This is a genomic window from Micromonospora sp. WMMD1128, assembly GCF_027497235.1.
Classification (GTDB): Bacteria; Actinomycetota; Actinomycetes; order Mycobacteriales; family Micromonosporaceae; genus Micromonospora.
This window is the reverse complement of the sequence record NZ_CP114902.1, coordinates 4,250,955-4,264,709: the sequence shown is the minus strand read 5'-3', so window position 1 is coordinate 4,264,709 and position 13,755 is coordinate 4,250,955. Positions and strand designations below refer to the sequence as shown.

The 13,755-nt window shown below is 73.0% G+C and carries 11 protein-coding genes; 3 read left to right on the top strand and 8 right to left on the bottom strand.

The window, feature by feature from the left end; translation table 11 throughout:
* The first annotated feature begins 46 nt into the window (after window positions 1-46).
* The gene (locus O7602_RS18975) at window positions 47-1,705 is read left to right on the top strand and encodes an FAD-dependent oxidoreductase (protein ID WP_281583978.1); all 1,659 of its coding nucleotides are present in this window, start codon (window positions 47-49) and stop codon (window positions 1,703-1,705) included.
* 35 nt (window positions 1,706-1,740) lie between these two features.
* Window positions 1,741-3,159, top strand: coding sequence for an ATP-binding protein (locus tag O7602_RS18970; RefSeq protein WP_281583977.1), 1,419 nt, complete (start codon window positions 1,741-1,743; stop codon window positions 3,157-3,159).
* Between the two features lie 89 nt (window positions 3,160-3,248).
* On the opposite strand, the gene O7602_RS18965 is transcribed toward O7602_RS18970, so the two are convergent.
* Complete coding sequence (locus O7602_RS18965) at window positions 3,249-4,064, bottom strand: DUF72 domain-containing protein (RefSeq protein ID WP_281590391.1); 816 nt, start codon at window positions 4,062-4,064, stop codon at window positions 3,249-3,251.
* Between the two features lie 242 nt (window positions 4,065-4,306).
* Here O7602_RS18965 and O7602_RS18960 point away from each other — a divergent pair, with 242 nt between their 5' ends.
* Complete coding sequence (locus O7602_RS18960; RefSeq protein ID WP_281583976.1) at window positions 4,307-5,065, top strand: peptidylprolyl isomerase; 759 nt, start codon at window positions 4,307-4,309, stop codon at window positions 5,063-5,065.
* A gap of 61 nt (window positions 5,066-5,126) precedes the next feature.
* On the opposite strand, the gene O7602_RS18955 is transcribed toward O7602_RS18960, so the two are convergent.
* From O7602_RS18955 to O7602_RS18925, 7 genes are all read right to left on the bottom strand, one after another.
* On the bottom strand, window positions 5,127-6,503 hold the full coding sequence (locus tag O7602_RS18955) for a glycosyl hydrolase family 18 protein (RefSeq protein WP_281583975.1): 1,377 nt from the start codon (window positions 6,501-6,503) through the stop codon (window positions 5,127-5,129).
* Window positions 6,504-6,605: 102 nt separating this feature from the next.
* Entirely contained in the window at window positions 6,606-8,285 is a 1,680-nt protein-coding gene (locus O7602_RS18950) for a discoidin domain-containing protein (RefSeq protein WP_281583974.1), read from the bottom strand.
* Window positions 8,286-8,445: 160 nt separating this feature from the next.
* Window positions 8,446-10,707, bottom strand: coding sequence for a catalase (locus tag O7602_RS18945; protein ID WP_281583973.1), 2,262 nt, complete (start codon window positions 10,705-10,707; stop codon window positions 8,446-8,448).
* 74 nt (window positions 10,708-10,781) lie between these two features.
* Window positions 10,782-11,456, bottom strand: a complete 675-nt coding sequence (locus O7602_RS18940) for a 4'-phosphopantetheinyl transferase superfamily protein (RefSeq protein ID WP_281583972.1) — start codon at window positions 11,454-11,456, stop codon at window positions 10,782-10,784.
* Window positions 11,453-12,286 carry a metallophosphoesterase gene (locus tag O7602_RS18935; protein WP_281583971.1) on the bottom strand — a complete coding sequence of 278 codons (834 nt, stop codon included), beginning with the start codon at window positions 12,284-12,286 and terminating at the stop codon, window positions 11,453-11,455. The genes O7602_RS18940 and O7602_RS18935 overlap by 4 nt, the downstream gene beginning before the upstream one ends.
* Window positions 12,287-12,336: 50 nt before the next feature.
* Window positions 12,337-13,293 carry a prolyl aminopeptidase gene (pip, locus tag O7602_RS18930; protein WP_281583970.1) on the bottom strand — a complete coding sequence of 319 codons (957 nt, stop codon included), beginning with the start codon at window positions 13,291-13,293 and terminating at the stop codon, window positions 12,337-12,339.
* Between the two features lie 42 nt (window positions 13,294-13,335).
* Entirely contained in the window at window positions 13,336-13,740 is a 405-nt protein-coding gene (locus O7602_RS18925; protein WP_281583969.1) for a hypothetical protein, read from the bottom strand.
* Window positions 13,741-13,755 lie beyond the last annotated feature (15 nt).

Here is a 13,755-nt window from a genome sequence, read left to right as displayed (position 1 = left end):
CCGCCGGTGGTGCGGATGGGCAGCCAGGGGTGCTTCACTGGACGCCATGCCCAACCCCGCGATCCTCACCGTCGACGACGACCCGGCCGTCTCCCGGGCGGTCGCCCGCGACATCCGGCGCCGCTACGGCGACCGCTACCGGGTGGTGCGGGCCGACTCCGCCGAGGCGGCCCTGGAGGCGCTGCGCGAGTTGAAGCTGCGCGGCGAGCAGGTGGCGGTGCTGATCGCCGACTACCGGATGCCGCAGATGAACGGCATCGAGTTCCTCGAAGTGGCGATGGACCTGTTCCCCGCCGCCCGCCGGGTCCTGCTCACCGCGTACGCCGACACCGACGCCGCGATCAACGCGATCAACGTGGTCGACCTCGACCACTACCTGCTCAAGCCGTGGCACCCGCCGGAGGAGAAGCTCTATCCGGTGCTGGACCAACTCCTGGAGGCGTGGACCGCCGGCGGGACCACGGCCGCGCCGGAGCTGCGGGTGGTCGGGCACCGCTGGTCCGCGCCGTCGTTCACGGCCCGCGACTTCCTGGCCCGCAACCTGGTGCCGTTCCGCTGGGTGCTCGCCGACGAGCCGGAGGGCGCCGAGTTGCTCACCGCCGCGGGCGTGACCGCGAACGACGTACCCCTGGTGGTGACCGCGGACGGCAAGTCGCTGGTGCAGCCGACGGCGGCCGACCTGGCCGCGCAGGTCGGGCTGGCCACCACGCCGGCTGCCGACTTCTACGACCTGGTGGTGGTCGGCGCCGGGCCGGCCGGCCTCGGGGCGGCCGTCTACGGCGCCTCCGAGGGGCTGCGGACGGTGCTGATCGAGCGGCGGGCCACCGGCGGGCAGGCCGGGCAGAGCAGCCGGATCGAGAACTACCTCGGTTTCCCAGACGGCGTGTCCGGCGCGCAGCTCACCGACCGGGCCCGCCGGCAGGCGTTGCGCTTCGGCGCGGAACTGCTCAGCGCCCGGGAGGTGGTGTCGCTGGAGAACGCCGGCGGGGCGCGGGTGCTGCGGTTCAGCGACGGCAGCAGCGTCGCCGCGCACACCGTGGTGCTCGCCACCGGCGTCTCCTACCGGATGCTGCCGGCGCCGGGGCTGGCCGAGCTGACCGGTCGTGGCTGCTTCTACGGCTCGGTGGCGAGCGAGGCGCCGAGCTGCTCCGGGGCGGACGTCTACATCGTCGGCGGGGCCAACTCGGCAGGTCAGGCCGCCGTCCACTTCTCCCGGTACGCCCGCCGGGTGCACCTGCTCATCCGCGGTGACGACCTGACCCGCTCGATGTCCAGCTATCTGATCGACCAGATCGCCCGGATCGACACCATCGAGGTCCACCCGTGCACCGAGGTGGTCGGCGGCGCCGGCCAGGAGCACCTGGAGCGGGTGACGCTGCGCGACATGCGCACCGGCGAGACCCGGGAGGTGGACACGTCGTGGCTGTTCGTGTTCATCGGCGCGGAGCCGCACACCGACTGGCTCGACGGCGCGGTGGTCCGGGACGGCCGGGGCTTCGTGCTGACCGGGCCGGACCTGACCCGAAGCGGCCAGCGGCCGGCCGGCTGGTCGCTGCCGCGCGACCCGTACCACCTGGAATCCAGCATGCCGGGCGTGTTCGCCGCCGGTGACGTGCGGGCCGACTCGGTGAAGCGCGTCGCCTCGGCCGTGGGTGAGGGCGCGATGGCGGTCTCGCTCGTGCACCGATACCTGGAGGCGCAGTGAGCGACGACCGGCTCACCGCGGACGAGGGAGGCAGTATGACCACCGACCGGCTCGCCCCGGACGAGCTGCGGCAGCTCTTCCTGTTCGAGTCGCTCACCCCGGAGCAGCTCGCCCATCTGGCCGAGCACGGCCGGGTGGAGCGGCGCCGCGCCGGCGAGGCCGTCTACGTCGAAGGCGAGCCGGCGAGCTGCTTCTACGTCCTGCTCGACGGCACCGTGGCGATGCACCAGCGGGTGCAGGGCGACGAGGTGGAGGTGAGCCGCACCAGCCACCGTGGTGTCTACGGCGGCGCCATGCAGGCGTACGTCGGCGACCCGGCCGAGCAGCGCTACCGCAACAGCCTGCGCGCGGTGACCGACGTCGCCGTGTTCGCCCTGCCCGCCGAGATCATCGCGGAGGCCATGCGCGGCTGGTTCCCGATGGCCACCCACCTGTTGGAGGGGCTGTTCGTCGGGATGCGCAACTCGCAGACCATCGTGGGGGAGCGGGAACGGCTGCTGGCCCTGGGCGCTCTCTCGGCCGGGCTCACCCACGAGCTGAACAACCCGGCGGCGGCGGCCGTCCGGGCCACCGCGGCGCTGCGCGGCCGGGTGGCGAAGATGCGGCACAAGCTCGCCATGATCGCCGACGGCCGGCTCGACGGGCGGCGCCTGCACGACCTCGTCTCGTTGCAGGAGGAGGCGGTGAAGCGGGCCGCCGCCGCGCCCGCGCTGTCGCCGCTGGCCGCGAGCGACGCCGAGGACGAGCTGGCCGACTGGCTCGACGACCATGGCGTACGCGGGGCGTGGGAGCTGGCGCCGACGCTCGTGGCCGGCGGCCTCGACACCGGCTGGCTCGCCCAGGTCGACGCCGCGGTCGGCGGCGACGACCTGGAGTCGGCCGTGCACTGGATCACCTACACGATCGACACCGAGCTGCTGATGGGCGAGATCGACGACGCGGTCACCCGGGTCTCCGGGCTGGTCGGCGCCGCGAAACAGTATTCCCAACTCGACCGCGCGCCCTACCAGACGGTGGACGTGCACGACCTGCTCGACGCCACGCTCGTCATGCTCCAGGCGAAGATCCCGGCCGGCGTGCGGGTGGTCAAGGAGTACGACCGGAACCTGCCCACCATCGCGGCGTACGCGGCCGAACTCAACCAGGTCTGGACCAACCTCATCGACAACGCGCTCGCCGCGATGGCCGGCGACGGCACGCTGACGGTGCGGACCGGGCGCACCGACGACCGGCTGACCGTCGAGATCCGCGACACCGGCCCGGGCATCCCGCCGGAGGTCCGGCCGCGCATCTTCGAGCCGTTCTTCACCACCAAGGCGGTCGGCGAGGGCACCGGTCTCGGGCTGGACATCTCGTACCGGATCGTGGTCAACAAGCACCACGGCGACATCCGGGTGCAGTCCGAGCCCGGCGACACCCGGTTCATGGTGCTGCTGCCGTTCGCTTCCGCCTGAGCCGGCGCGGGCCGTTGGCCTGACCGCGGGCTTTGGGTGCTCCTGTGGTCGCCGGGGCGACGACAACCGCACCCAAAGGCGCGGGGCAGTCAGAACAGCGTGGCCGGGCCGACCGGCGTCGGCTCGGGCAGCGGCGTCAACTCGGGCAGGCGGGCGCGGACCTGGTCGTGGAACCGGCGGGCCAGGTCGGGGGCGTCCGTGTTGTCGGGCGTGTGCACGAACACGGTCGGCGAGCGACCCTCGCGCAGCCAGCCGGTGACCACGTCCAGCCACGGCTGCCAGCCCGCCACCGTGGCGGCCGGGTCGTCCCGGCCCAGGTAGCGCACCACCGGCCGGTCGGTGAGCGCCTCGGTACGCGACGGCAGGCGTGGCTTGCGCGTCCACGCCTCCCGCTCCGCGTCGCTCGTCGGCGGCGTGCGGAAGAACGCGGTGGTGTCGAACGGGATCCACTCCGCGTCCGCCCGGCGCAGTGTGGCCGCCAGCGCGCGGGCGGCGGCGTCCTCGGTGAAGAAGGCGGGGTGGCGGACCTCGACCGCGTACCGGTGGGTGGCGGGCAGGGCACGCAGGAACCGGTCCAGGTCGGGCACGTCGGTGGGGCCGAACGAGCCGGGCAGTTGCACCCAGAGCAGGTGTGCCCGCGGCCCGAGCGGCTCCATCGCGTCCAGGAACGCCCGCAGTTCGGCCTCACCGCCGGTGAGCCGGCGTTCGTGGGTGACAGCCTTCGGCAGCTTCGGCAGGAAAACGAAGTCCGGGTCGGTCTGCTCGGCCCAGGACGCCACCGTCTCCCGGGACGGCGTCGCGTAGAAGGTGGTGTTCCCTTCGACCGCGTCGCACCAGCCGGCGTACGCCCGAAGTCGCTCGTGCGTCGGCAGGAGTCGACCCGGCCAGGCCCGATGTGTCCACATGGCACACCCGACGTGCAGTCGCATCCGACCCCCTCCCGGCCGGGCCCACCGTATCCGACCCCCTCCCACCGCCGCTCGTGCCCCACCCGGCTCGCGGATCTCCTTGATCACGGCCTCAGGGGTGGGGTGCGCCGACCCTTCTCGGACGTCGCCGCGCCCCGGCAACCCACTTTCGTCGACATCGGAGCACCGGATCCATAGACTCCGGTCGTTCTGGTGCCACGAGTCCAGGGAGGACCCACGTGTCGAGCGAAACCCGACCGCACGCCGCCTTATCGCTGCTGGCCCGCCTCGCCGGGGTGACGGTGACCGCCGCCGCGCTGGTCGCCACCGCCGGTGTCGCCGCGAGCGCCGCGCCGGCCGCCGAGCCGACGCCCACCAAGGGGCCGTGCGCGTACACGCCGACGCCGGACGAGCCGGCGGCCCGGCCGGTGCCGCTGCCGCCGGACCCGCGTCGCACGCCGGCCCGGGGGACGGTACGGGTCACGCTGCGCACCAACCAGGGGCCGATCGGGCTGGTCCTCGATCGCGAGCAGGCGCCCTGCACCGTGCAGAGCTTCCTGCATCTGACCCGGCACCGGTTCTACGACCGGACGCCGTGCCACCGGCTCACCGCGTACCCGACGTTGACGGTGCTCCAGTGCGGCGACCCGTCCGGCACCGGCGAGGGCGGCCCGGGCTACCGGTACCGCGACGAGCTTCCCACCGACCTGCCGCCCGCGCCGACCGACCCGACCGGGGTACGCCGCCTCTACGCCCGCGGCACGCTTGCCATGGCGAACGCCGGGCCGGACACCAACGGCAGCCAGTTCTTCCTGGTCCAGGCCGACTCGGCGTTGCGGCCGAACTACACCGTCTTCGGCCGGGTCGACGCCGCCGGGCTGGCCACCCTGGACCGGATCGCGGCCGGCGGCATCGCGGCCACGCCGGAGGACCCGGCGCCGGTCGACGGCGCGCCGGCCCACCCGGTGCAGATCTGCCGGGCCACCCGGGGCCGCTGACACCGGCGGCCCGGCGGGACGGCCTCGTGGCCGCCCCGTCGGGCCGGTGTCGCGGGCGGTGTCAGGCGGGCAGTCGCCAGACCTGGTTGGCGCCGCCGAAGCAGTCCCAGATCTGGAGCCGGGTGCCGTCGGCGGAGCTGTTGTCGGTGGCGTCCAGGCACCGGTTCGACACCGGGTTGCGCAGGGTGCCGTTGCTCTGGGCCTGCCAGACCTGGGCGCCGGTGCCGTTGCAGTCCCAGATCTGGATCTTGGTGCCGTTCGCGGTGCCGGCGCTCGTCACGTCGAGGCACTTGCCCAGCGCCCGCAGGGTGCCGTCGCCGCCGACGGTCCAGCTCTGCGCGGCGGTGCCGTTGCAGGTGTAGAGCTGGACCGCGGTGCCGTTGGCGCTGCTGGCGGCGGCGACGTCGACGCACTTGCCGCCGATGCCGGTGACCGGCCCGGTGCGCCCGGACGGCGGCGGGGTGGTGCCGCCACCGGTGGCCGCGTCGTAGATCGCGGTGACCAACGACGTCGCGCCGGTGGTGTCCTGGGACAGCTCCCAGTTCATCATGCCGCCGGCGTTCGCCCTGGCCCACTGCGTCTTGCGCTTGACGGTGGGCAGGCCGTTGTAGCACTGCTGGACGCCGCCGGCGGTGGTGCAGTCCCGGTTGGCGTTCGCCGGGTCCATGCCGACGAGCGCGGCGTACGTGTAGTAGCCGGGCCGGCTGTAGAAGGGCACGCCGAGCACCGCCTTGGCGGCGGGCAGGCCACGCGCCTTCCATCCGTTGACGCTGGCGATCGCCCAGTCGTAGTTGGCGTGCGGGCTGCCGCCGTCGTACGCCATGATGTTCAGCCAGTCGACGGCGCCGAAGACCGCCGTGGGCACCCCGTTGACGTAGTAGCCCTCGGCGACCACGGCGGCGGTGAGCAGCTTGCCGCGGCTGTGCAGGGCGCTGCCGAGCTGCTGCATCAGCAGCGTGTAGTTGTTCGCCGAGGCGCCCGGGTCGGGGTATTCCCAGTCGATGTCGACGCCGTCGAGGTTGTACTGGTTGACGAAGTTGACCACGTTGGTGACGAACGCGCCGCGGGCGCCGGAGTTGGCGGCGAGCGCCTCGAACGCGGAGTCGTCGCCGTCGTTCCAGCCGCCGATGGCGATGGACACCTTGACGTTGTTGGCGTGGCCGAGCGACACCAGCGAGGAGAGCTTGCTCGGGTTCTCCACCGCGCGCAGGCTGCCGTCGCCGTTGGGTAGCGCGAAGGCGTAGTTGACGTGGGTGAGCTTGCCGTACTGGATGCTGTTGACGCTGCCGCTCCAGGACGGCATGTAGCCGACGCTCTTGAAGCCGTTGGGCAGCACGGCCGCCTCGGCGGCGGACGGGGCGAGGGTGAGCGTGGCGGCGGCGGTGGCCAGCGCGAGCGCACCGGCGGCGAGGCGACGCCGGAGGTGGGGTCTGGGCATCGAGGGGCCTTCCCGGGGACGGGGGCGGACAGGGGGTGTTCCTCGAGGTGAACCAAATATTAAAGACTATTAACTAAGCCGTCAACGAGAGACTTCGATGGGTCATGCTGCGTACGCGGACAGTCGAGCGAGCTGACCCGCAGGCCAGCCGGTGTTCGCCGTGATGAGCACGCGGAGGTACCGGATCGAGGTGGCGGCGAAGGTCAGCGTCGCCTGGTTGCCGCCGGCCGGGTCGAACCGCACCCCGGCCGACGCGCCCAGCGTGCCGAAGCTCGCCCCGTCGGTGCTGCCCTGCACGGACAGCGTCTGGGTACGCGCCTCCCATCCCGGCGGCAGCGCGAGCACCACGCGGGCCACCGACCGGGCGGCGCCGAGGTCGACCTGCCACCACTGCGGGAACACCCCGTTAGCCGACTCCCAGTAGCTGCCCGGGTCGGCGTCGACCGCGTTGCCGGCGCTGAACGGCCCGTTCTGCTGGCTGCTCGACGACGCGGGCCGGCCGGCCGCCAGGTCGCCGCCGGACGGCTGCCCGCCGCCGGTAACCGGCGGGGTGGGGCGCACCGGGGTGAGCGCCAGTTGTCCCTTGAGCATCCGGCCGCCGTCGGCGGTGATGCGCAGGTAGTAGTCGGCCGAGCAGAACGTGCCGTCCTCGTCGAGCGCCCGGATGCCGGCGCCGGCCGGGGTGGCCGCCGCGGTCTCGCTGGTCTTGGAGATCTGGTTGCCCTCGTTGAACTCGTCGAACATCGACACGTAGAGGCCCTGCGACCCGAGCCGGACCATGTGGTAGAGGTGCCGCCAGTAGAAGTCGCCGTGCCGGCGGTGCCCGGCGGACAGGTCGCCGGGCATCACGCAGGGCTGGTAGTCGATGCCGTGGGCGGCGCAGTCGGCCAGGTCGGGGACGTTCACGTTGGCGTGGAACCAATCCAGCCCGTCGAGCGTGCCGGTGCGGCCGACCATCCACGGCGACAGCATGTCGAACGCGTGGTAGACCTCGGCGAAGCCGGGCCGGGAGTCGTTGATGCCCTGCCGCCAGTAGGTCGGCACCCCGCCGATGACGTAGCAGCCCTGCGCCTTGAGCCACCGCACCACGTCCAGGCAGGCGGCGGGCGCGAAGGGACGGCCGTCGTCGGCGAAGCCGAACCCCCAGACGCACACCACCGGCCGGCCGTTCTGCCGGGCGTACGCCGGTGAGGCGGTGTGCGCCGACATCCTGGTCGTCCAGTCCTCCTTGAGCTGCGACTGCATGGCCGTCCAGCCGGTGACGTCGTACATGACGTAGAACTTGCGGCCGTAGCGCTCCGCCGCCGAGCGGACCTTGACGGTCATCGCGTCGCGGGTGGGCCCCTCGTCGCCGAACGGGTTGAACCGCTGCAACGCCGCGGTGTCGCAGCCGTACTCCTGCATCCAGCGGAAGTGGGTGTCCACGGTCTGCTGGTCGTAGGAGGAGAAGAGCGTGGCCGGCCGGCCGTCGCCGAGGTTCGGGTACGCGGTGGGGTAGCCGCGGGCGTACTCCCGCATGTCCGGCCAGGACACGATCGTGGTGTTCGACGGCGCGGGGGACTGGAAGCGGTCGCGGCTCCAGTGCCACCAGCCGCCGATCGGGGCGCCGTCACCCGGGCAGCTGAACCAGCCCTGGTAGCCGACCGTGACCTTGCCGACCACGTCGCCGGGGGGACTGGCCGCGGCGGCGGACCGGGCGGTGAGGGGTGGCAGATCAGGCAGCACGGCGAGCGCGGACCCGGCCACCACGGACCGGATCAGAGTACGGCGGGTGGGCGCCATGGGGACCGCTCCTTCGAGGGAGGAAGAAATGACGGTCATCATGGCAGTACGCGACATCGAATCGCAATACTTAGACAAGTCGATGAAACATCGCGGCCGGGGGCAGACGACGACGCGGGGCGGCCCCGTCCGGGACCGCCCCGCGTCACGCGGAGGAGACTCAGCCGACCGAGGCGGGGAACCGCTCCCAGACCCGGTGCGCCGCCATCAGCCCCTGCACGGCTTCCAGCACCTCGGCGCCGGAGCCGCCGCTGACCACGCCCGGCGAGCCGGCGACCCCGGCCCGCTGGAGCACCTCCGTGCCGGCGCCCCACGCGCCGATCGCCTTGGCGTGCCGCCACGCCTCCTCGACCAGCAGCAGCACCCGGGGGTCGACCGTGGGGGAGCCCGCCGCGCCGGCCTTGGCGTCCCGGGCCGGCAGCGCGTCAGGCGCCGGCGCCGGGGCCCCGGCCAGCAGGACCGCGTCGAACTCGACCGAGCGGGCGGTGGCGAACGTACGCTGCACCGGCAGCCCGCCGACGGTGCCGCCGTGCGCGGCGATCAGCAGCGGCACCATGCCGGCGGCGAACACCGCCCCCTGGACCTGCCCGACGTCGTCCAGGTCGCGGTCCGCGTCGACCACGATGCCGACCATCCGCCCGTCGGCCGGCCACTCCCGGCCGACCTGGGACAGCGCCGGGCTGGGCTGCACCTCGGCCAGCGGCACGGTGGGCTGCGGCGCGGGCAGGCCCAGGCCGGTGGCGACCCGCTCGCAGAGCACCGGGTCGATGTTGGCCAGGCACTGGAGCTGCCGCTCCTTGATCGCCTGGTGGTAGCACTTGCCCAACTCGAACGTGTACGCCCGGACGATGTGCTCCTTCTCCACCGGAGACATGCTCGCCCAGAAGAGCCGGACCTGGCTGAAGTGGTCGTCGAAGGAGGCCGGGGCCGCCCGGACCTTCGGCGCCTCCGCCACCGTCACCGGTACGTCGACGAAGGCGTGCTCCCGGTCACCGGCCGGGAACGGGTTGCCGCCGTCGAGCGAGTTCGGCCGGTACGGGGCCACCCCGGCGTGCACCGCGTGCTGGTGGAAGCCGTCCCGCAGCATGTCGTTGACGTCGGCGTGCGGCCGGTTGATCGGGATCTGGGTGAAGTTCGGCCCGCCCAGCCGGGTGAGCTGCGTGTCCAGGTAGGAGAAGAGCCGACCCTGGAGCAGCGGGTCGTTGGTGACGTCGATGCCCGGCGGGAGGTGCCCGAGGTGGAACGCCACCTGCTCGGTCTCGGCGAAGAAGTTACGCGGCGTCCGGTTGAGCGTCAGCGTGCCGATCGGCTGCACCGGCGCCAGCTCCTCCGGGACGATCTTCGTCGGGTCGAGCAGGTCGACCCCGGCGAACGTCTCCTCCGGCGTGTCCGGGAAGACCTGGATGCCCAGCTCCCACTCCGGGAACGCGCCGGCCTCGATGGCGTCGTAGAGGTCGCGGCGGTGGAAGTCCGGGTCCATGCCGTTGATCAGCTGCGCCTCCTCCCACTCCAGCGAGTGCACCCCGAGCTTCGGCTTCCAGTGGAACTTGACGAGCACCGTCGCCCCGGCGTCGTCGACCAGGCGGAAGGTGTGCACGCCGAAGCCCTCCATGGTCCGGTAGGACCGCGGGATGCCCCGGTCGGACATGTTCCAGATGGTGTGGTGCTGCGCCTCGGTGTGCAGGGAGACGAAGTCCCAGAACGTGTCGTGCGCGCTCTGCGCCTGCGGGATCTCCCGGTCCGGGTGCGGCTTGCCGGCGTGGATGATGTCCGGGAACTTGATCGCGTCCTGGATGAAGAACACCGGCATGTTGTTGCCGACCAGGTCGAACGTGCCCTCGTCGGTGTAGAACTTGGTGGCGAAGCCCCGGGTGTCACGGACCGTGTCCGCCGACCCGCGCGAGCCCAGCACCGTGGAGAAGCGGACGAAGACCGGTGTCTCGCGTCCCTTCTTCAGGAAGCCGGCGCGGGTGACCTTCTCGGCGGCGCCGTTGGCGACGAAGACGCCGTGCGCGCCGGCGCCCCGGGCGTGCACCACACGCTCCGGGATCCGCTCGTGGTCGAAGTGCATGATCTTTTCGCGCAGGTGGTGGTCCTGGAGCAGCACCGGGCCGCGCGGACCGGCCTTGAGCGAGTGGTCGGTGTCGCGCAGCCGCGCGCCGTTGGCGGTGGTGAGGTACGCCCCCTGCTGCCCCTTGGCGCTCTTCGGCACGCCGGTCTCCGCGCCGGTCGGGGTGCGGGTGTCCGGTGCGCCCTGCTCGTCGGAGGGCGGCAGCGGGCCGTGCGGGGTGGTCGGCTCCTCCAGCGAGGGTGGCGCGCTGCCCGGCGCGCCCGGGACATCCGGCGTCAGCGCGTCGCCGACCTTCTCCACGGCGGCCTCGACGACATCCTTGACGACCTGGGCGGGCTTGCTGGATTCCATCAGGCTTTGTCCTCCCTGGGGCGATTTATCAAGCCCTCAGGGCCCTACCCGTGGCGGGAGAGGACAAACACGGATCACCCGGACGGGTCGCCGGGGTGCGGCACGACCACGGCGGTCACCACCAGCCCACCGGCGACCAGCCATCGACCGTCGAGCACGCGCAGCGGCGGCCCGCCGTCGGCCCGGGCGCCGTCGACAAGGATCCGGGCGGCGAACCGGCCGCCCGGAGCGATGGTCAACTCCGCGTCCTCGAACCCGAGCCAGCGGCCGGTCAACGGGTACCACGCCTTGTAGACGGACTCCTTGGCGCTGAACAGCAGCCGGTCCCAGTGCGTCGCGGGGTCGGCGCCGCGCAGCGCGGCCAGGTGCGCCGGCTCCCCGGCGGTGGTGACCGCCTCGGCCACGCCGTCGGGCAGCGGCCCGTGCGGCTCGGCGTCGACGCCCAACCCGGCCAGCGCGGTGGCCGGCGCCACCACCGCCGCCCGGTAGCCGGCGCAGTGGGTGATGCTCCCCACCACCCCGGACGGCCAGACCGGCTCCCGGCGCGGGCCGGGAAGGATCGGCGCCGGCGCGTACCCGAGCCGGCCCAGCGCCTCCCGGGCGCAGCGGCGGGCGGTGACGAACTCCCGACGGCGACCCTCGACCGCGCGGGCGACCAGGTCCTCCTCCCCGGGGTACGGCGTCTCGCCGGGCACGTCGGCGAACGCCTCCACGGCCACCACCGCCGCCGGTAGCAGCGCCTCGATCACCCGGCACCGCCGAGGATCCGCCGCATCGGTCGGGGGTCACCGCCCCGGCGACCCCACTCGCGCGGGTAGCCGAGCGACACCTCCTCGAACCGCACCCCGTCGTAGTGGGTGGTGCGCGGGATGTGCAGGTGACCGTAGACCGCGACGGCGGCCCGGTGCCGCACGTGCCAGTCGGCGGTGCGGTCGGTGCCGCACCACTGGGCGAACTCCGGATACCAGAGCACGTCGGTGGGCTGGCGCACCAGCGGCCAGTGGCTGACCAGGACCGTGGGCAACGCCGGGTCCGCGGCGGCCAACCGCCGCTCGGTCGCCGCCAGTCGCGCCCAGCACCACGACTCCCGATCCGGGTACGGGTCGGGATGCAGCAACATCTCGTCGGTGCACACCACCCCGGAGGCGTACGCCACGCGCAGCGACTCCTCCTTCGTCGTCGTCCCGGGCGCCCGGAAGGAGTAGTCGTAGAGCAGGAACAGCGGCGCCACGGTGACCGGCCCGCCCGCGCCCCGCCACACCTGGTAGTCGTCCTCCGGGGTGAGCACGTCCAGGTCGCGGCACATGGCGACGAGCGCCTCGTAGCGCGCCACCCCGCGCAGCGTCACCGGGTCGGCCGGGTGCGTCCACAACTCGTGGTTGCCGGGCGCCCAGATCACCCGGGCGAACCGGTCGCGCAGGTCGCGCAGGGTGCGTTCGATGTCGGCGAAGGCTTCGCCGACGTCACCGGCCACGATCAGCCAGTCGTCGGCCGTCTCCGGCCGCAGGCCGTCCACCACCGCGCGGTTCTCCGCGTACGACACGTGGAGGTCGCTGACCGCGTACAGCCCAGCCGTCACCCGGTCGATCTTGCCAGTGGCGCTCCCGGAAGGCCAGGCGTGGAGCCCGGTCAACCGGTCAGATCGGCGACCCGGTCGACGGCGCGCAGCAACTCCCGGGCGATGCCCGGCTCGGCCGCCGAGTGGCCGGCGTCCGGCACGATCCGCAGCTCCGCCGCAGGCCACCGGTGGGCCAGGTCGTACGCGGACACCGGCGGGCAGCACAGGTCGTACCGGCCGTTGACGATCACGGCGGGCAGGTGCCGGATCCGGTCCACCCCGTCGAGCAGTTGACCCTCGGCGAGAAAGCCGCCGTGCACCGCGTAGTGCGACAGGATCCGGGCGATTGGCAGCGCTTGGGCGTCGTCGGTGAAGTGGGCGAGCACCTCCGGGTCGGGCCGCAGCGACGAGTTCACCGCCTCCCACCGCCCCCAGGCCCGCGCGTACGCCCGGGCCTCGTGGACGTCCGCGCCGTGCAACCGCCTGTGGTAGGCGGCCAGCACGTCATCGCGCTCGGCCGGCGGGACCGGGGCGACGAACCGCTCCCACTCCTCGGGCTGGAGGTGGCGCAGGCCGCCCTGGTAGAACCAGTCCCGCTCGCTGCGCCGCAGCAGCAGCACGCCGCGCAGCACCAGACCGGTCACCCGGTCCGGGTGGGTCTGCGCGTACGCCAGGCCGAGGGTGACCCCCCACGACCCGCCGAAGACCAGCCACGACTCGATGCCCAGGCGCTGCCGGATCGTCTCCAGGTCGGCCACCAGGTGCCAGGTGGTGTTGGCCCGTAGCTCGCCGAACGGGGTGCTGCGGCCCGCTCCGCGCTGGTCGAACAACACCGCCCGGTAGCGCCGTGGATCGAAGAACCGCCGCGCCGCCGGCACCAGGCCGCCGCCGGGCCCGCCGTGCAGGAACACCACGGGTACGCCGTCCGGCCGTCCCACCTCCTCCACGTGCAGGACGTGGCCGTCGCCGACCGGGATCCGGTGGGTGGCGTACGGCTCGACGGGCGGGTGGAGGGCGGCTCCGGTCATGCCAGATGATTCTGCCCGTCCGGCGCCCGCCGGGCGGGCCGGTCAGCAGGCGACGTTGGCGCCGAGGTTGTCGAGCAGGGCGTCGGCGGCCCAGCCGGACACGCCGGTCGTGGTGTCCTTCAGGTAGGTCCAGGTGTAGGTGGTGTGCCCGTTGGCGCTGACCCGGTCGCCGCTGGCGAAGCAGTGGAAGTCGACGCCGTGCGAGAGCTGGCCGTAGCCGAGCGATCCGCAGCTGGTGTGCGGACCGGTGCGGATGTTGACGTTCGTGGCGTTGAAGAGCTGGCCGAACTTGTTGTCCACGTTGGAGTGGGAGTGGCCGCAGCTCGCGCTCGCCGGCGCGCCCGCGCCCACCACCGCGACACCCGCCGCGGCGACGGTCAGGACGACCGCCGCGCCGATCGAGGACGCCTTGCGCATGCTCATCAACCCCCGGATCAAGGCCGCCATTGATCCACATATTTG

Coding starts and splice junctions, on each gene's coding strand:
- O7602_RS18975 (WP_281583978.1), top strand. CDS start 47: ATGCCCAACCCCGCGATCCTCACCGTCGACGACGACCCGGCCGTCTCC.
- O7602_RS18970 (WP_281583977.1), top strand. CDS start 1,741: ATGACCACCGACCGGCTCGCCCCGGACGAGCTGCGGCAGCTCTTCCTG.
- O7602_RS18965 (WP_281590391.1), bottom strand. CDS start 4,064: ATGTGGACACATCGGGCCTGGCCGGGTCGACTCCTGCCGACGCACGAG.
- O7602_RS18955 (WP_281583975.1), bottom strand. CDS start 6,503: ATGCCCAGACCCCACCTCCGGCGTCGCCTCGCCGCCGGTGCGCTCGCG.
- O7602_RS18950 (WP_281583974.1), bottom strand. CDS start 8,285: ATGGCGCCCACCCGCCGTACTCTGATCCGGTCCGTGGTGGCCGGGTCC.
- O7602_RS18945 (WP_281583973.1), bottom strand. CDS start 10,707: ATGGAATCCAGCAAGCCCGCCCAGGTCGTCAAGGATGTCGTCGAGGCC.
- pip (WP_281583970.1), bottom strand. CDS start 13,293: ATGACCGGAGCCGCCCTCCACCCGCCCGTCGAGCCGTACGCCACCCAC.
- O7602_RS18925 (WP_281583969.1), bottom strand. CDS start 13,740: ATGGCGGCCTTGATCCGGGGGTTGATGAGCATGCGCAAGGCGTCCTCG.